Raw genomic sequence first — 17,289 nt, forward strand, 5'->3', positions numbered from 1 at the left:
GGGGCGCCGGGGAGTTCAGGACACCCACCCGACACCGATCGAGGACCCTTCCCGAGCCCGTCGCCCGCCAACCCACACGTAAGGACGACGACCAGCCCCTCCCGCGCTTCGAGGCGCGTCAGATCGCTACGTACTGCCACTCGGCTTAGCGACTGGCCGCCGTCTGGGGCTGGACATAGGCCGCCAAGGGCTATGGGGGCGGCTGATGTCGCATGGCGACGATCAGGCCGTCTGTGGTGGGGGTGCAGGCCGCAGACGGTCACTGTCCGCGTCCCGGGGAGGGCGACTGCGGGTGTGATGGCGCCTCAGGGTGCTGATCTCGTCCTCACGCTCCGAGAGCTGATCGTTTGTCTCTCGCGAGGCCACTAAATAGGGACAAATGCCCCCTCGTGGGGTGGGGTGGACGTGGATGATCCGCAGGCGCGTCCCGGGGCGCGCAACGGACGGCCGTGGGCGGCCTCCACGCACGAAAGACCCCAGACGGCGGTCAGTCGCTAAGCCGAGTGGCAGTGTGTAGCGATCTGATGCGCCTCAGGGCCGCCGAGGGTCATCTGGTCGTCCTCGCGGGCGGGTTGGCGGGCAATGGCCTCGGGAAGGGTCCTCGATTGGTGTCGGGTGGATGTCCCGAACTTCCCGTCCCCCCAAACCCGCCCAGCGGGCCGCTTCCGACCCCCCGGGCGTCGGCTGACCGGCGGGACCGCCCCCGCACCTCCCTGACCACGGCCGCCCCTCCACATATGACCCCCCGGCCATCCCCCGGGGGGATCCCGGAAGTCTTGTGGCATTCCGGGACGGGACGGTCGGTCAAGGGTGGCCGCAGGCCATCGCGCAGCGACGCGACGCAGGAGCGCCCTTGACGGACCGGTCCGGTCCGGAAGGACGCTGGACTGGAGGGACGCCCACAGGGACTGTCGAAGCACCGGACCGGCCGCAGCTCAGGCCGTTCCCGTGACCCCGCCCGCGAACGCAGCCCAGGATTCTGGCGCCGGATGCCCTTTAGTGCAGAAGATCGACGTGTCCCTTCCTGGTTGTGTGACGCCCTGTCAGCATGGCGCGATCCAAGGGGGGATCTCGATGACTCGACTGATACGCGGCGCCTTGATGGGTGCCCTGCTCGCCGTGGTGGCGCTGTCCGGGTGCGGGGGCGGCGGAGGCGGGTCGGACGCCGGAACGCCCGACAAGCCGGCCGCGAAGAAGACGCCGGACGCGTGCAAGGTGGCCACCACGGAAGAGGTGGCGGCGGCGCTCGGCGGCCCGGCCGGGGAGAGCGCGCCGAACGGCATGGGCGACGTCATCCGGCAGTGCGACACCTGGAACGTCGCACGCGACCGCTACGTCGTCGTGCAGTTCACGAGCCTGCCGGTGGACACGGCGGACCGTCCGCAGTCCCAGAAGGTGGAAGGCGTCGGCGACGCGGCGTACTTCGAGGCGGGCAAGGAGGACGGCACCCTGTACGTGCGCAAGGGCTCCGTCGAGTTCGCCGTCGCCATCATCGGCGTCGAGATGGAGACCTTCACCCAGACGCCGGACCAGATGCGCGACTCCCTGATCCCGCTGGCCCGCGCCATCGCGGGCCGCGTGTGAGAACGGGGCCGCAGCCGTCGGGCTGCGGCCCCGCTCCCGTCATCGGCTCAGGCCCGCGCGACCCCGCCGAGGAACTCGGCCCAGGCGGAGGGGGCCACGGCCAGCTGGGGGCCGGCGGGGACCTTGGAGTCGCGGATGTGGATGGCCGTGGCGCAGTCGGCGACCTCTACGCAGTTGCCGCCCTCGCCATCGCTGTAGCTCGACTTGCGCCAGTCGAAGGCGACTTCGAGGCACTGGCCGCCTTCGCCGCCGCTGTAGCTGCTCTTGAACCAGGCCAGGTCCGTGGTGTTCATCGCTCTTCTCCCAGCATCTTCTCGATCAGGGTCAGGGACTCGTCCGGCGTGAGCGCCTGTGCCCGGATGATCCCATAGCGCTCGGCGTAGATCCGGACCCGTTCGGGATCGGTGATCAGGTTGGGATGGTTGTAGGTCTCGGTGTAGGCGATCTGTTGGCGCCCCTTGGGATGGAGAAGGCTGAACGAACCTTCCATCGCGGCGTGTTCGCCTCGGCTGAACGGCATGATCTGGAGCTCCACCGTTCGCAGCCGCCCGATCTCCAGGAACCTGCGGAGTTGGCCTCTGTGAACGGCAGGGCCACCCACAGGGCGCATCAACAGGCTCTCGTCGAGGACGAAGCTGAAGGTGGGGGACGGCCATCGTTCGAAGATCTGCTGCCGGTCAAGTCGGTCGGCCACTCGCTTCTCGATCGCCGCCTCATCGAAGAGCGGGCGACGCTTCTCGAAGATGGCCCGCGCGTGACCCTCCGTCTGCAGGAGCCCCATCACGCCCTGATAGCTGTAGTCGTGAACGGCGTTGGACGCGGCCTCCGCCTTCGCGTAGTCCCGGAACCAATCCGGATGCCGAGTCCGCGCCCGCTTCAGCGCTTCCTTCACGTCCGGGACCGCCGCGATCAGCACGCCCCCCGCGCCCAGCGCCCGGTCCACGTTCTCCAGGAAGTCCGGCTGTGGTGTCCGTACGCCCCGCTCGATGGAGGACACCAGGTCCTCTCCCACGTGCACGAGCGCGGCGAGTTCCTTCTGTTGCAGGCCAGCCCGCTCCCGCAGCACCTTGATGATTTTGCCGAGCGCCTTGAAGAGGTACGCGGTGCCGTCGACCTCTACGGGCCGCTCCGGCTCCTCCTCGCGCTCCGACAGGTCGTTCATACGATGGACCGCCCTCACCCGTACAGGCCGTACACGCAACCGCCGCCGGTCCTACGAGGTTTCCCCGTAGCGCCGCCGTTCCTGGAAAGCGTACGGCGGACCGGCCACGCTCGGTGAGGTGACGACCGAATTGAGTGACATGGCACCGGTGGAGTTCCGCCAGCTCCTCTCCGCCACCCCGCGCGGGGCCCGGCTCGCCCGCCGCCTCGCCGGGGCGCAGCTCGCCGCCTGGGGGATTCCGTACGGCTGCGCGCTGGCCGAGGACGTGGAGCTGGTGGTGGGGGAGCTGGCCGCGAACGCCGTGCTGCACGGGCGGGTGCCCGGACGGGACTTCGAGGTCCGGCTCGGCTACGACGGCCTGCGGGTCCGGGTCGAGGTGAGCGACGCGCGGGGTGACCGGGAGCCGCCCGGGGCGGTGGCCGCCGTGGACCCCTGGTCGGCGGAGCACGGGCGCGGGCTGGTGCTCGTACAGGCCGTGGCGCGGGAGTGGGGGGTCGGGCCGCGCGGGGCGGGCGGGCCGGGGAAGACGGTGTGGGCCTGCGTCTGAAGCCGGGCGCCGGCTCCGGAGGCGGGCCGCGGTCCTACGGGGTCTTCGGCCGCAGTGCGCGGGCCAGCTCGTCCACGGCGGCCCCGTCGGCCGGGGCCGTTCCGGTGAGGGTGCCGACCAGGGCCTGGGCCAGGACGGTGGCGGTTCCGATGCGGGAGTCCTCCCGTTCGTCGCCGGTGACCTTGCCGATCACCGCGTCGCGGACCGACTGCGAGATGTCGAGGCTGCCGAAGGGGTCGGGGAAGGACAGGGCCATCACGCAGACGCCGACGTTGGCGGAGAGGATCGACTGGCCGGCCAGTTCGGGGGTGGTGCGCAGTCGCCCGGCGTCGCGGCAGCGCTCCACGGCCGACAGGAGCAGGGCCTGCGCTTCCTTGATCCCCTGCGGTTTGACCTCTCCCGTGGGCGTGAACATCAGCCGGTAGAGGTGGGGGTTGCGGAGCGCGAAGGCGACGTGGCTGTCCCAGGCCGTGCGCAGGTCCGCGACCGGGTCCTCGGTGAGGGGGCTGCGCCTCTTGTTGGCGAGGAAGCGCTCGAAGCCGAGGTCCGCGGCCGCGGTGAGCAGCCCTTCCTTGTCGCCGAACTGGCGGTAGATCTCCGGCATGCCGACCTTGGCGCGTTCGCAGATGACCCGCGTCGAGATCGCCAGGGCGTCCTTGGTCGCGAGCAGTTCCGCGGTGGCTTCCAGGATGCGTTCTCGTGCCGTCGACATGGCCTCATGGTAGCAGCGCTAACAGTTCCGACCTGGGTGGAGCGGGGTCCGTGGGCTGCCAATGCAGGATTTTGTAATCATCGATTACGTGATGTGTTAGCGTTGAAAACGTTCCGGTCGTTCGTGCGTTCACAGCGAGAGAGAGCTGGTCATCCCCATGAGCTTCACCGTCACCCACATCGGCGGGCCGACCGCGATCCTGGAGATCGCCGGTCTGCGCATCCTGATCGACCCGGCCTTCGACCGGCCGAAGAAGTACCCGAGCGGGCTGGAGAAGACCCTGGCCCCCGCGTTCGGCACCGAGGGGATCGGCGCGATCGACCTCGTACTGCTCTCCCACGACCAGCACGACGACAACCTCGACGACGCCGGCCGCGAGCTGCTCGGAGAGGTGCCCCTCGTGCTCTCCACTCCCGGAGCGCGCAGGCGCCTCGGCGCGCACGTCACCGGCCTGGAGAGCTGGGCCTCCTGGGAGACGAAGGCCCCCGGCGGCACCATCAAGATCACCGCCGTGCCCGCCCTGCACGGGCCCGACGGAGTGGACCGCGGCGAGGACGGGGAGGTCACGGGCTTCGTGATCAGCGGTACGGGCGTCCCCACGACCTACGTCTCCGGCGACAACGCCTCGGTCCGGGTCGCCAAGGAGGTCGGCGACCGCATCAAGGCGGAGATCGGACCCGTCGACACGGCCGTCCTCTTCGCCGGAGCCGCCCGCACCCCCGCGATCCTCGACAACGCCCCGCTGACCCTCACCTCCGAGGACGCGGCCCGGGTCGCGAAGGACCTCGACCCGCGCAAGGTGGTCCCGCTGCACACCGACAGCTGGAACATCTACTCCGAGGACATCGAGTCGCTGACGAAGGCGTTCGAGGCGCTGGGCGTCGCGGGCAAGCTCGTCGACCTGAAGCCGGCGGGGGAGACGAAGGACCTGGGACAGGACCTGGGATAGGGCCTGAGGAAGGGGCCCGGGGGAGGAGCCCGAGGTCAAGGGCGGCGAGTTTCGGCGCAAGTGTCCGAAACCGTGCTGTTACTGCCCGACATCCGGACACGGGCTTGTGGCGCCCGGCGTTTACGATCACGCTGCCCTCTTCACGGCTGTTGAGGCGTTTGTTCGATGCGTGTGGTGTTCGGAAGCGGGGGGTGACCGGGATGGTGGATGCGTCAGAGGTCGAGGCGGTGGTGCGGGGGGATGCCGCGTTGCTCGAAGACGATCTGGCCGAGTTCCTCCGTTCACTGGCCGCCACGCAGGGGGCCTCGGTGTACGAGGCCGCGCTGCGGCGCTCCCTGTACGGGCCGGTCTCGGACGCCGTCGGGTCCAAGGTCGGACAGGAGGCCCTGCCGCCCGTCGCCGGAGCGCCCGTCGCCGGAGCGCCCGTCGCCGGAGCGCCGGGCGGCGGAGGCAGGGCGCCGCTGCGGCCGTCGATGGTCCACTGGGCCTACCGCAACTACCGGGGATTCCCCGACGAGTCGGGCGGCGAGTCCTCCTCGGCGGAGCTGGCGTCGATCCGCCGGGCGGCGGTGGCGGTGCGGATCCTGCTGAAGGCGGCCGTCGCGCTCGACGACATCCAGGACGGCAGCGCCGTCCGCTACGGCGAGCCCGCGCTCCACACCACCCACGGGATACCGCTCGCGCTCAACGCCGGCTCCTGGCTGATCACGGCCGCGCTCGCGCACGCGGCCGATCCCGCCGTGGTGCGGAGCCTGCTGCGGGCGGTCGGCCAGGGCCTGACGGGGCAGGCCGTGGACATATCCGCGCGGTCCCCGCAGACCCGCGCCGAGCTGGCTGCCGCGTCCCGCGAAGCGCGGGTGGAGTTCTGGGAGTCGACGGCCGCGCTCAAGACGGGGACGCTGTTCTGGATGCCGCTCGACGCGGCGGTGGCGGCCCTGGGCGTCGTGGAGGACGAGCGGCGCACGCTGGACGAGGCCATGCGCAAACTCGGCCTGGCGAGCCAGCTGTTCAACGACCTCACCGACTTCGTGCCGGAATTCGGCCGGGGCAAGACCCACGAGGACTTCAACGGACTCGGCAACCGGGTCTCCCTGGAGCTCGTCGACTCCGAGCGGATCGGCCTGGACGGTGCCCGGCTCAAGCCGTTCGTCCTCGGCCACCCGAAGCTGGAGGAGACGCTCCTCGCGCTCGCCGCCGAAGCGGTCGAGCTGAAGCGGGAGGCGAAGGAGGCCGTGCACGGGGTGTGCCGCTCCGAGCGCAGCGCCGCGTACTTCGACGTGACGATCGAGCGCAAGGGCCACGTCATCGACCGGCTGTTCCAGGAGATACGCAAGCGGGGCGGCGCATGAGCCCCACCGTGATGGAGCGCCTGCGGGCGGGTACGCGCGGAGCGCACGACGGGCTGGAGGACGCCCGGTTCGCCACCGCGATGACCGACGGGACGCTCCCCCTCGACCGGTACGTCGGACAACTCGCCGCCTACCGCGGGGTGCTGGAGGCGCTCGAGGACGAACTGTCGCGCACCACCGACCCGTCCGTCGGCTCGGTGTGGTCCGACGAGCTGCGCAAACTCCACCTCGTCGACCGCGACCTGAACCACTTCGGCGACACGGGCAGCGCCCTGGCGGCCGAAGCGGGCAAGGACTTCGCCCGGGCGGTCCGTGACGCGGCCGCCGCGGATCCCCGGGCGCTCCTCGGGTTCCTGTACGTCATGGAGGGCTCCACCCTCGGCGGCACGGTCCTGCGCCCCCACGTGGCCAAGGCCTACCGGCTGGACTCCGGGGACGGGGTGGCCTACTACGGCAGCGGCGACCGGGAGCGCTGGGCACGCCTCACCGAGCGCATGAACGCGGCCCTCGCCGGCCCCGAGGCCCAGGAGCCGGTCGTCGCCGCCGCCCGGGAGGCCTACCGGCACACCACCGCGATCTCCCGGGCCCTGTCCGCGGGGCTTTCGGCCGGTCCGGCTACTTGAGGTTCTCGGTGATCAGCTTCGTGAATTCCTCGGGGGTGATCGAGTCGATCCCGTTGCCGCTGTTCACGGTGAGCTTCTTGTCGTTGATGGACACGTCCGGGGTGCCCCCCTTGTCCTGGTCGTAGAAGGCCTGGCCGACCTTCTCGACCCACGGCATGTACGTGAGTTCCTTGACGGCCTTGTTGAACCCGGGCGTACGCAGCCCCGGGACCTGGTCCGCCAGTTCCAGCAGGGTGGCCGTCGAGCCGAACTTGTCGTCGGTCTCCTTCTCCGGGTGGTTCTTGTAGAGCACCTGGAGGTACTCCATGAACTTCTCCGGGCTCTCGTTCACCGCCGCGCCCAGGGCGTTGACCGCGCGCTTGGAGCCCTTGCCGCCGCCCAGCGCCTTGTCCAGGAACGTGGCGAAGTGGTACTCGACGCGGTAGGTGCCCGCGTCCGCCTGCTCCTTGATGGTCTTGCCGAGGCCGATCTCGACGCCCGCGCAGTACGGGCAGCGGGGGTCGAGCCAGACCGACAGGACGTTCTTGGCGTCGGCCTTGCCGTACGGGACGACGATGCCGTCCTTGCCGGTGGTGTTGGCCGGCTGGACGAACGGCTTGCCGACGGCCTCGTCGTCGGAGCCCGAGGAGTTCGCGGCGTAGACGCCGATGCCGACCGCGAGGGCCAGTACGGCCACCAGCGAGCCGCCGATGAGGATCCGCCCGCGCAGCTTCGTACGCCGGGCCTGCGCCTCGCGCTCTTCGCGCATCCGCTCACGGGCCTCGCGCCGCTGGTCCTTCTTGCTGGTTGCCATCACATCAGAATAAAGACCGCAGAGCGGTCAAGTATGGGCCTTTGGGGCGAATGGGTCAGGGACTTAAGGCCTTAGTTCATTACCGGACAAGTCACCGGTGAAGACGAGACGAATGGTGTGCCACATCTCCCGGGGAGACGGCGAGTCGGGCACTGAGACCTGATAGACAGTTAACATTCACGGCCCAACTGGTCGTACATGCAGTACGCGCGGCTGGACGCTCCGCCAGGTGATCAGCTCGACGCGTATACGTTTTGCGGCGGCCCCGGACCGGTCGCCCTGGGGGGATTACCGCACTGTGAAGCCACTTCACCGTCACCTCGTCAACACCTCGCGCAAAGTCATGTGCACGGCCGCCCTCGCGGCCAGCCTGACCACCGCCGCGGTGGTGACCAACACACCGATCGCGGGCGCGGGGGAAGCCGAACCGACCCCCGACAGCCCCCAGGCCACCGACCGCGGTGACGCCCGGCTGGAGCTGCCGGACCTGGTCGCCGACCCGCCGCTGCCGCCCGGCGCGGCCAGCCCCGGAGCGGGGGCCAGCGGGATACCCGCGACCGCCCTCGACGCGTACAAGCGGGCCCAGGTATCGGTGGCCGCCGCGCTCCCCGGCTGCAAGCTGCCCTGGGAACTGCTCGCCGGCATCGGCCGCGTCGAGTCCGTGCACGCCTCCGGGTACGGGCTCAAGATGGACGGCTACACCGAGAAGCCGATCCGCGGACCGCGCCTGGACGGCAACGGCTTCGCCGAGATCAAGGACACCGACAAGGGCGAGTGGGACGCGGACGCCGTGTACGACCGCGCCGTCGGCCCGCTGCAGTTCATCCCCTCCACCTGGGCCACGTGGGGCGCCGACGGCAACGGCGACGGCAAGCGCGACCCGAACAACATCTACGACGCGGCGCTCGGCGCGGGCCTCTACCTGTGCGCGGGAGGGCGGAACCTCTCCGACGCGGCGCAGCTCGACAAGGCCGTCCTGAGCTACAACAACTCGCGCGAGTACGTGAACACGGTGCTCGGGTACATGCGGCAGTACCAGGCCGGGGACGGCGCGGCCGGGGTTCCGAACCCGCCCGCAGGCAACTACCCGACCCAGAACCCGCCGGTGCTGCCGACGCCGCCGGCCCCGCCCGCGCCCAAGCCGCCGACCCCGCCGGCCCCGAAGCCGACGCCCACCCCGACGCCCACTCCCACCCCGACGCCCACGCCGACGCCGACCCCGGCTCCGCACCTGGACAAGCTGGTCGCGGTCGGCTCCACGGAGCTCACGGCCGAGGCCGGGACCGTGTTCGGGCAGAGCCCCCAGGTCAAGGCGGTGCTCAGCGACGGCAAGGCGGCGACCGACCAGATCGTCGTGCTGTCGGTCGACGAGGACACCACCGGCCGGACGGTGTTCGCGGCCGACGGCAAGACCTTCGCGGTGCTCCACACCGACGCGAACGGCCTGGTGACGGTCCCGAGGCTGCTGGCGGGCGCGAAGGCGGGGACGTTCGTCCTGCGCGCCACCGGCTACGACGCTTCGCGCGAGGTCACTGTGAAGTTCGCGGGCACGGTCACCCCGGCGAAGCCGGTACCGCTCCCGGAGGCGGACCTGCTGGTCCGCAGCGGGGCCGACGCGGACAAGCCGGTCACCGCGGTGACCGGGACCGGGATCAAGGGCGTCGAGTTCCTGGCGACGGCGAAGGCCAAGCCGGTCCCCGGGGCGAAGGCCACGGCCGGGTTCGGGACGCTGGACAAGGACGGGAAGTGGGTCCCCGCGGACCCGGCGACGGCGGGGGCGACCCCGTACTTCCTGGACAAGGACGGCAAGAAGCTCACCGAGCTGGAACTGCCGCCGACGGCCGAGGACGGCAGGATCGCCCTCCCGGAGATCTCCACGACGGGCGTGACCCCGGGCAAGTACACCCTCCGCGTCCGCGTCTCGGACAAGGTGTTCGTCCTCCTGGAGATCACCGTCACGGAGGCCAAGCCGGCCGCGAAGCAGTAAACCCGAGCTCCGGCCTCGGGCCTCGGGGCTCCGGGCACCGGGCCTCCGGGGTCCTGGGGCCGCAGGCCCCGGGCACCGGCCCCGCCTACGGCAAAGCGCCCCCCGGCACCGTCCAACGGTGCCGGGGGGCGCTGCCGTAGGCCCCGTCCGACGACCCGGCCAGGGCAAAGGCAGGAGCCCCGTCGACTCTGCTCGCGCAGAGAGGACAGGGCTCCTTGGGTACTGCATATCCAACCGCGATTGGTTGGCCCAGGCGACTAGGCCGGGGTGACGTTCTCCGCCTGCGGGCCCTTCGGACCCTGGGTGACGTCGAAGTTCACCAGCTGGTTCTCCTCAAGGGAGCGGAAGCCGGCGGCGTTGATCGCGGAGTAGTGGACGAAGACATCCGGGCCGCCGCCGTCCTGGGCGATGAAGCCGAAGCCCTTTTCAGCGTTGAACCACTTGACGGTTCCGGTAGCCATGAGCCCTCCTATGGGCCAAAGGGTCGCCCTGCTCCAGAACCTGCTAAGAAGTCTGAAAACTACAAAAGCCTGCGGGTCACATTCTCCGCAGGCCTCGTACTGCAAGGGAAACCAAACTGCAACTTGCGTCGAGCCTAGCACGCACCTCGGGGCCGAGACCAGAGGGAAAGATCACGTCACTCGGACGTTTGAGACCCGCCACACGGCTGACGGAGACATGGGGGCTAGTCTCGCGATGTGGACGTCTATCGCAGCCGGCCCCGTGTCGGCCACATTCAGTTCCTGAACTGCCTGCCTCTCTACTGGGGGCTGGCCAGAACCGGCACGCTGCTGGACCTGGAGCTGACCAAGGACACCCCGGAGAAGCTCAGCGCGAGCCTCGTGGAGGGCGGCCTCGACATCGGCCCGATCACCCTCGTGGAGTTCCTCCGCAACGCGGACCAGCTCGTCGCCTTCCCCGACCTCGCGGTCGGCTGCGACGGTCCCGTCATGTCCTGCGTGATCGTCTCCCAGGTTCCCCTGGACCAGCTGGACGGCGCCCGCGTCGCCCTCGGATCGACCTCGCGCACCTCCGTACGCCTGGCCCAGCTGCTGCTCGCCGAGCAGTACGGGGTGCGTCCCGACTACTACACCTGCCCCCCCGACCTGGGGCTGATGATGCAGGAGGCCGACGCGGCGGTGCTGATCGGCGACGCCGCGCTGCGCGCCTCGCTGCACGACGCGCCCCGGCTCGGGCTCGCCGTGCACGACCTCGGGCAGATGTGGAAGGAGTGGACCGGACTGCCGTTCGTCTTCGCCGTCTGGGCCGCCCGAAAGGACTACCTGGAGCGCGAGCCCATGGTGGTCCGACAGGTCCACGAGGCCTTCCTCGCCTCCCGTGACGTCTCCCTGGAGGAGGTCGCCAAGGTCGCCGAGCAGGCGGCCCGCTGGGAGGCCTTCGACGCGGAACTGCTGGAGCGGTACTTCACCACCCTCGACTTCCGCTTCGGCTCGGAGCAACTGGCCGGAGTACGTGAATTCGCGCGGCGGACGGGACTCACGACGGGGTATGCGCCGGATGTGACGGTCGAGCTCCTGGCGACTGCCGCCGCGGGGTATTAGCGCGGCTTATGGCCGCGCCTTTCCGGATAGCGGAAAGGCGAATATCGGCTGTTTACCGGTAAGGCGTTCCCATTTCACATCCCGGCTTACGGGCATGCGGACCGGACCGGCCGGGGACACGATGGAGAAGGGATCCGGGGGCCACACAGGGGGGCCATCGGAGCTCCGCCATGACCACACGCAGAGTCGGCAAGGACATCACCGTCCTCGGGGACGCCCTCGAAGTGCCCGGCATCGGGTTCATACCGGTCAACGCCTTCGTCCTGCACGCCCAGGAGCCCGTAGTCGTCGACACCGGTCTCAGCCTGCCCGACCGGGACTTCCTGCTCAACCCCGGCCAGACCCTGGACGTCGGCGACCGCACCCTCACCGCCTTCCGGCCGCCCCTCTTCGACAACCCGGCGACCGTGGGCTTCTACGACGACCGCACCCGGGCCTGCTTCAGCTCCGACTGCTTCGGCTCGCCCCTGCCGGACGCGGACTTCGCGGCCGGCGGGGACGCCGGGGCGGTCGGACCCGAGGAGCTGCGGGCCGGCCAGCTGCTCTGGGCCTCCGTGGACAGCCCCTGGGCGTGCGTCGCCGACCGGGACAAGTTCCTCGCCACCGTGGCGCCGGTCAAGGAGATGGATCCCGAGATCGTGCTCTCCACCCACCTGCCGCCGGCCACCGGGATCGGGCTCATCGCCCGGATGCTCGACACGGTGGGCCTTGCCCCGGGGCTCGACCCCTTCGTGGGTCCGGACCAGCAGGCCCTGGAACAGATGCTCGCCGGCTTCCAGCCGGCCTAGGGCCTGTCGGATCCAGCCGGGTCCGTGCCGCACGCCCGGGGCGGCCTTGAGGACTCCTTGAGGGGGCCGTACGGCGCTGCTACCGTGCGATCGCCTCCGGCGCGGGGGCGGGGTGCGGGGGTGTGGGCGGGGGACTGACGTGGGCATCGCCGTGTTCGTGGCCGGGGTACTCCTCTGGGGCGCGGCGGCGGGGCTGCTCCTGCCCCGGGCCGCCTACCGGCTCTCCGTGGAAGCGGGCACCCCCTGGCGCTCGGCCTGTCCCTGCGGCCACCCCCTGACGGGTCCGGTCCGCGGCTGGCTGGGCCGTCCCCTCTGCACCTCGTGCGGGGCCTACGGGGCCACCGGTGTGCCCGTGCTCGCCACCACCCTCGTCTGCCTGGCCCTCGGCGCCGGGGTCGGGGCGCGGCCCGAGCTGGTCGTCTGGCTGCTGCTCGCGCCGCTCACCGTGCTGCTGTGCCTCGTCGACCGGGCCGTGCACCGGCTCCCCGACGTGCTGACCTTCCCGCTCGCCGCCCTGACGGCCGCCGCCCTCGGGGTGGCCGCCCTGTTCCCCGGGGCCGGCGGCTCCTGGCCGCGCGCGCTCCTCGGCGGGCTCGTCCTCGGCGGCTGCTACTTCCTGCTCTTCCTGATCAACCCCCGGGGCATGGGGTTCGGCGACGTGAAGCTCGCGCTGGCCGTCGGTCAGATCCTCGGCTGGTACGGGTGGCCCGTGCTCTTCGCGGGCACCTTCGCCGCGTTCCTCGCCGGGGCCGTCCACGGCCTCGCCCTGATCGCCCTGCGCCGCGCGGACCGCACCAGCCCGATCCCCTTCGGCCCCTTCATGGCGGGCGGGGCCCTCGCCGGGGTGATGTACGCGGGCCTGGGCCTCGGTGCGGGGCTGGGCCTCTGAAGGGCGGGGCCGGGCCTCTGAAAGGAGGGTGCGGCCGCTGGCGTAGGCTGGATCGGTCCGGACCCTTGACACCGCCCCTGAGCAAGCCAGCCGAAAGGTGACGCCCCGGTGACCGACCAGGCCGATCTCCAGTCTGTCCTCGACCGCGCCGCCGCAGGGGGCCGGATCACCAAGGAAGAGGCGCTCGACCTCTACCGCCACGCCCCGCTGCACGCGCTCGGCAAGGCCGCCGACGCCGCGCGCCGCCTGCGCTACGCGGGTACCGAGCACATCGCGACGTACATCATCGAGCGGAACATCAACTACACCAACGTGTGTGTGACGGCGTGCAAGTTCTGCGCCTTCTACGCGGCCCCCAAGGACACCGAAAAGGGCTGGTCCCGCGACCTCGAGGACATCCTGCGCCGCTGCGCGGAGACCGTCGAGCTGGGCGGCACGCAGATCATGTTCCAGGGCGGCCACCACCCGGACTACGGCGTCGAGTACTACGAGCACCACTTCTCCGCCATCAAGAAGGCCTACCCGCAGCTGGTCATCCACTCCCTCGGCGCGTCCGAGGTCGAGCACATGGCCCGCATCTCCGGCGTGAGCGCCGAAGAGGCCATCGCGCGCATCCACGCGGCCGGTCTCGACTCCTTCGCGGGCGCCGGCGCCGAACTGCTGCCGGAGCGGCCGCGCAAGGCGATCGCCCCGCTCAAGGAGTCCGGCGAGCGCTGGCTGGAGATCATGGAGATCGCCCACAAGCTGGGCGTGGAGTCCACCTCCACCATGTTGATGGGCACCGGCGAGACCAACGCCGAGCGCATCGAGCACATCGCGATGATCCGGGACACGCAGGACCGTACGGGCGGCTTCCGCGCCTTCATCCCGTACACCTACCAGCCCGAGAACAACAAGCTCAAGGGCCGCACCCAGGCGACCGTGTTCGAGTACCTGCGCATGATCGCCGTCGCGCGGCTCTTCCTCGACAACATCGCCCACATCCAGGGCTCCTGGCTCACCGTCGGCAAGGAGGCGGGCCAGCTCTCCCTGCACTACGGCGCCGACGACCTCGGCTCGATCATGCTGGAGGAGAACGTCGTCTCCTCGGCCGGTGCCAAGCACCGCTCCAACCGCATGGAGATCATCGACCTGATCCGCAAGTCGGGCCGCGTCCCGGCGCAGCGCGCGACGACCTACGAGCACCTCCTGGTGCACGAGGACCCGGCGAACGACCCGGTCGACGACCGCGTCGTCTCGCACATCTCCTCCACCGCCATCGAGGGCGGCACGGCCCACCCCGAGCTGAAGCTCATCTCCACGAACTGACGCGCCCGTGCTCACGATCCACACCGCCGAACTCCTCGTCCCCGGGCAGGGCGTCACCGCCCTGCCCGGCGGCGCGGTCCTGATCGAAGGGGACCGGCTCGCCGCCGTGGGCCCGTACGGGGACCTCGCCGCGGCCCACCCGCACGCCCGCGTCCGCAGCTGGCCCGGGGTGCTGACCCCGGGGCTGCTGGTGCGCGGCGGCGACGAGCTGCTGGAGCGGACGTACTACCCGGACGACCCGTACGAGATCACCGAGCTCGGCAGCGAACCGATCAGCGGCCCCGAGGCGCTGGACGCCCTGAAGATGACCGAACCGCGCTGGGGCAACAGTGCCCGGCGCGGCACCCAGAAACTCCTCGCGCGCGGGGTGGTGGCCGTGACCGGCCGCTTCGCGATCCCGGCCGTGCGGACGGCGGTGGTCCGCTCCGGACTCGCCGTCCTCCCGCCCGCCCCCTACGAGGGCCGGGCCTCCCTGAACCCCCTCGCCGGACGGGACGCCCCCGAGGAGGCCTTCCACGGGGTCCTGGAGCCGGGGGCCCCGGCCCGGTTCGCGGTCTTCGCCGTGGCCGGCCCGGCGGAACTGCTGGAGCAGGGCCCGACCACCTGCGTGGCCACGGTCATCGGCGGCCGGCTGCTCCACCGCCGTCGCTAGCATTTGCGGCCCCGGCGTCAGGGCCCTGCCGCCGAGCGGGAGCCGGGGGCGGCCTGCGAGAATGACCGGGTATCCGCCGAGGGCAACCGCCCGCGCCGACCCGAGGGGCCAACGCCAGTGACCAGTGCTTCCCTGGACAAGCAGCCGCACGAAGTGGCCTCCATGTTCGACGGCGTGGCGGCGAACTACGACCTCACCAACGACGTCCTCTCCCTCGGGCAGGCCCGCCTGTGGCGCAAGGAGGTCGCCAAGGCGGTCGGCGCGCGCCCCGGGCAGAAGGTCCTCGACCTGGCCGCCGGCACCGCGACGTCCTCGCTGCCCTTCGCCGCGACCGGCGCCTACGTGGTCCCCTGCGACTTCTCCCTCGGCATGCTCCGCGAGGGCAAGAAGCGCAACCCCTGGCTCCCGCTCACCGCGGGCGACGCGACGAAGCTGCCGTTCCAGGACGGGGTCTTCGACACCGTCACCATCTCCTTCGGCCTGCGCAACGTCCAGGACACCGACGCCGCCCTGCGCGAGCTGTACCGGGTCACCAAGCCCGGCGGCCAGGTCGTGATCTGCGAGTTCTCGCAGCCCACCTGGGCGCCCTTCCGCACCGTGTACACCGAGTACCTGATGCGCGCGATGCCGCCGGTGGCACGGGCGGTCTCCTCCAACCCCGACGCGTACGTGTACCTCGCCGACTCCATCCGCACCTGGCCCGACCAGCCGGAACTGGCCGGGCTGCTGCAGAAGGCCGGCTGGTCCAAGGTGGCCTGGCGCAACCTGAGCGGCGGCATCGTGGCCCTGCACCGCGGCTTCAAGGGGTAGTTCCCGGTGGATTACCAAGCGTTGCTGGAGCAGGTCGCGACCGACATCGCCCCACTGATCGGCAGCGGCACCACCGCCGAGTACATCCCGGCGCTGGCGTCCGTGGACCCCCGGCAGTTCGGGATGGCCATCGCCGATCTCGACGGCAACGTCTTCGGAGTGGGGGACTGGCGTACCCCCTTCTCCGCGCAGTCCATCACCAAGGTCTTCGCGCTGGCCCTCGCACTCGCCGAGGGCGGCGACAGCCTGTGGGAGCGGGTGGGCCGGGAACCCTCCGGCAACCCCTTCAACTCCCTCGTGCAGCTGGAGTACGAGAACGGCATCCCGCGCAACCCGTTCATCAACGCGGGCGCGCTGGTCGTCACCGACCGGCTCCAGACGCTGACGGGCGACGCGAGCAGCGAACTGCTGCGGTTCCTCCGGGAGGAGAGCCAGAACCCGGACGTCGCCTTCGACGCGGAAGTCGCAGCCTCCGAACACGAGCACGGCGACCGCAACGCGGCCCTGGCCCACTTCATGGCCTCGTACGGGAACATGGACAACCCGGTGCCGATGCTGCTCGACCACTACTTCTGGCAGTGCTCGATCGAGATGAGCTGCGCCGACCTCGCCCGCGCGGGCCGGTTCCTGGCCCGCCACGGGCTGCGCGCGGACGGCTCCCGGCTCCTCACGCGCAGCGAGGCGAAGCAGATCAACGCGGTCATGCTGACGTGCGGGACGTACGACGCGGCGGGCGAGTTCGCCTACCGCGTCGGCCTGCCGGGCAAGAGCGGCGTGGGCGGCGGCATCGTGGCGGTGGTCCCCGGCGCGTGCACGCTGGCCGCGTGGAGCCCGGGGCTCGACGCCCAGGGCAACTCGGTCGCCGCGGTGGCCGCGCTGGATCGTTTCACGACGCTGACGGGGCTGTCCGTCTTCTGACGCCGGTGTCCGGGTCGGGGACGGCCCCGCGCAGCGGATGCCTACGCCGCCCCGAGCGTCAGCTCGTAGCGACGGCCGTAGCGGGCGCCGCCCGGCAGCAGGAACCGCTCCGCCAGGCGCATGCCCAGCCGCTCCGCAACCGCGATCGACCGGACGTTGGCGTCGTCGATCATCGCCACCACCTCGGGCACGCCCGCCTCCCGCACCCGCTCAAGCGTCGCCAGCGCAGCGGCATACGCGTAGCCCCGCCCCCAGGCCGACCGGCCGAGCCGCCACCCGATCTCGATCTCCCCCACCGGCCCCCACGCCTTCTCCGCCGGCCAAGGCTGCGCACCGGTGAAGCCGATGACCTCCCCGTCCCCGTCCGTCAGCGTCCACAGGCAGAACCCGAGCCGCGCGTCGTGCAGCCGCTGCCGCGCGGTGATCTCCTCGTAGAAGGACGGCTCGGCGGGCCCGCCGAGGAATTCCATGACGTCGGGGTCGTTGAAGACCCGGTGCCAGGCGTGCGCGTCCTCGTCCGTCGGTACACGGAGCTGGACGACGGGGAGCGGCCGGGTCGGCGAGGTGGTCACAGTGGGCAGCCCTTCGGATCGCGATCTCTCTCGCTGCATAGACTGCACATGTCTTGTGCCGTTGGGCACCCCTTATCGAGCCTT

19 protein-coding genes are annotated in these 17,289 nt (G+C 71.0%); 13 read left to right on the forward strand and 6 right to left on the reverse strand.

The genetic code is table 11. From position 1 onward, the window contains the following. Positions 1-1,074 precede the first annotated feature (1,074 nt). On the forward strand, positions 1,075-1,584 hold the full coding sequence (locus tag AC3IYJ_RS22915) for a hypothetical protein (protein WP_489396649.1): 510 nt from the start codon (positions 1,075-1,077) through the stop codon (positions 1,582-1,584). 47 nt (positions 1,585-1,631) lie between these two features. On the opposite strand, the gene AC3IYJ_RS22920 is transcribed toward AC3IYJ_RS22915, so the two are convergent. Then, a complete protein-coding gene (locus tag AC3IYJ_RS22920; protein WP_489396650.1) occupies positions 1,632-1,877 on the reverse strand; it encodes a DUF397 domain-containing protein in 246 nt (81 codons plus the stop codon). Then, positions 1,874-2,746, reverse strand: a complete 873-nt coding sequence (locus AC3IYJ_RS22925) for a helix-turn-helix domain-containing protein (protein WP_489396651.1) — start codon at positions 2,744-2,746, stop codon at positions 1,874-1,876. The genes AC3IYJ_RS22920 and AC3IYJ_RS22925 overlap by 4 nt, the downstream gene beginning before the upstream one ends. A 139-nt stretch (positions 2,747-2,885) precedes the next feature. On the opposite strand from AC3IYJ_RS22925, the gene AC3IYJ_RS22930 reads away from it, so the two are divergent. Continuing rightward, complete coding sequence (locus tag AC3IYJ_RS22930) at positions 2,886-3,293, forward strand: ATP-binding protein (protein WP_489402894.1); 408 nt, start codon at positions 2,886-2,888, stop codon at positions 3,291-3,293. Positions 3,294-3,327: 34 nt separating this feature from the next. On the opposite strand, the gene AC3IYJ_RS22935 is transcribed toward AC3IYJ_RS22930, so the two are convergent. Next, entirely contained in the window at positions 3,328-4,005 is a 678-nt protein-coding gene (locus AC3IYJ_RS22935; protein WP_489396652.1) for a TetR/AcrR family transcriptional regulator, read from the reverse strand. A gap of 157 nt (positions 4,006-4,162) precedes the next feature. On the opposite strand from AC3IYJ_RS22935, the gene AC3IYJ_RS22940 reads away from it, so the two are divergent. The 3 genes from AC3IYJ_RS22940 to AC3IYJ_RS22950 all read left to right on the forward strand — a co-directional run bounded on the left by AC3IYJ_RS22940 (position 4,163) and on the right by AC3IYJ_RS22950 (position 6,926). Continuing rightward, positions 4,163-4,954: an MBL fold metallo-hydrolase gene (locus AC3IYJ_RS22940; protein ID WP_489396653.1), complete on the forward strand. Its 792-nt coding sequence runs from the start codon at positions 4,163-4,165 to the stop codon at positions 4,952-4,954. A gap of 200 nt (positions 4,955-5,154) precedes the next feature. Further along, on the forward strand, positions 5,155-6,303 hold the full coding sequence (locus AC3IYJ_RS22945; protein ID WP_489396654.1) for a polyprenyl synthetase family protein: 1,149 nt from the start codon (positions 5,155-5,157) through the stop codon (positions 6,301-6,303). Next, complete coding sequence (locus tag AC3IYJ_RS22950) at positions 6,300-6,926, forward strand: biliverdin-producing heme oxygenase (protein WP_489396655.1); 627 nt, start codon at positions 6,300-6,302, stop codon at positions 6,924-6,926. The genes AC3IYJ_RS22945 and AC3IYJ_RS22950 overlap by 4 nt, the downstream gene beginning before the upstream one ends. On the opposite strand, the gene AC3IYJ_RS22955 is transcribed toward AC3IYJ_RS22950, so the two are convergent. Beyond that, positions 6,919-7,719: a thioredoxin domain-containing protein gene (locus AC3IYJ_RS22955; protein WP_489396656.1), complete on the reverse strand. Its 801-nt coding sequence runs from the start codon at positions 7,717-7,719 to the stop codon at positions 6,919-6,921. The genes AC3IYJ_RS22950 and AC3IYJ_RS22955 overlap by 8 nt on opposite strands. A gap of 298 nt (positions 7,720-8,017) precedes the next feature. On the opposite strand from AC3IYJ_RS22955, the gene AC3IYJ_RS22960 reads away from it, so the two are divergent. Continuing rightward, on the forward strand, positions 8,018-9,706 hold the full coding sequence (locus AC3IYJ_RS22960) for a lytic transglycosylase domain-containing protein (protein WP_489396657.1): 1,689 nt from the start codon (positions 8,018-8,020) through the stop codon (positions 9,704-9,706). A 257-nt stretch (positions 9,707-9,963) separates the two neighbouring features. On the opposite strand, the gene AC3IYJ_RS22965 is transcribed toward AC3IYJ_RS22960, so the two are convergent. Then, complete coding sequence (locus tag AC3IYJ_RS22965) at positions 9,964-10,167, reverse strand: cold-shock protein (RefSeq protein WP_112451444.1); 204 nt, start codon at positions 10,165-10,167, stop codon at positions 9,964-9,966. 237 nt (positions 10,168-10,404) lie between these two features. Here AC3IYJ_RS22965 and AC3IYJ_RS22970 point away from each other — a divergent pair, with 237 nt between their 5' ends. The 7 genes from AC3IYJ_RS22970 (at position 10,405) to AC3IYJ_RS23000 (ending at position 16,633) form a co-directional block, all read left to right on the forward strand. Then, positions 10,405-11,268 carry a menaquinone biosynthetic enzyme MqnA/MqnD family protein gene (locus AC3IYJ_RS22970; RefSeq protein ID WP_489396658.1) on the forward strand — a complete coding sequence of 288 codons (864 nt, stop codon included), beginning with the start codon at positions 10,405-10,407 and terminating at the stop codon, positions 11,266-11,268. Positions 11,269-11,438: 170 nt separating this feature from the next. Then, complete coding sequence (locus AC3IYJ_RS22975; protein WP_489396659.1) at positions 11,439-12,056, forward strand: MBL fold metallo-hydrolase; 618 nt, start codon at positions 11,439-11,441, stop codon at positions 12,054-12,056. Positions 12,057-12,195: 139 nt separating this feature from the next. Then, positions 12,196-12,945 (forward strand): prepilin peptidase, encoded by a 750-nt coding sequence (locus tag AC3IYJ_RS22980; protein ID WP_489396660.1) that lies wholly within the window; start codon positions 12,196-12,198, stop codon positions 12,943-12,945. Between the two features lie 108 nt (positions 12,946-13,053). Next, positions 13,054-14,253 (forward strand): cyclic dehypoxanthinyl futalosine synthase, encoded by a 1,200-nt coding sequence (gene mqnC, locus AC3IYJ_RS22985; protein WP_489396661.1) that lies wholly within the window; start codon positions 13,054-13,056, stop codon positions 14,251-14,253. A gap of 7 nt (positions 14,254-14,260) precedes the next feature. Continuing rightward, on the forward strand, positions 14,261-14,905 hold the full coding sequence (locus tag AC3IYJ_RS22990; RefSeq protein WP_489396662.1) for an imidazolonepropionase-like domain-containing protein: 645 nt from the start codon (positions 14,261-14,263) through the stop codon (positions 14,903-14,905). A gap of 117 nt (positions 14,906-15,022) precedes the next feature. Beyond that, positions 15,023-15,715, forward strand: coding sequence for a demethylmenaquinone methyltransferase (locus AC3IYJ_RS22995; protein ID WP_489396663.1), 693 nt, complete (start codon positions 15,023-15,025; stop codon positions 15,713-15,715). Positions 15,716-15,721: 6 nt separating this feature from the next. Continuing rightward, entirely contained in the window at positions 15,722-16,633 is a 912-nt protein-coding gene (locus AC3IYJ_RS23000; protein ID WP_489396664.1) for a glutaminase, read from the forward strand. Between the two features lie 41 nt (positions 16,634-16,674). Here AC3IYJ_RS23000 and AC3IYJ_RS23005 read toward each other — a convergent pair whose 3' ends face one another. Further along, a complete protein-coding gene (locus AC3IYJ_RS23005; protein ID WP_489396665.1) occupies positions 16,675-17,244 on the reverse strand; it encodes a GNAT family N-acetyltransferase in 570 nt (189 codons plus the stop codon). Between the last annotated feature and the right edge of the window lie 45 nt (positions 17,245-17,289).

The organism is Streptomyces sp. GL_140, assembly GCF_057834465.1.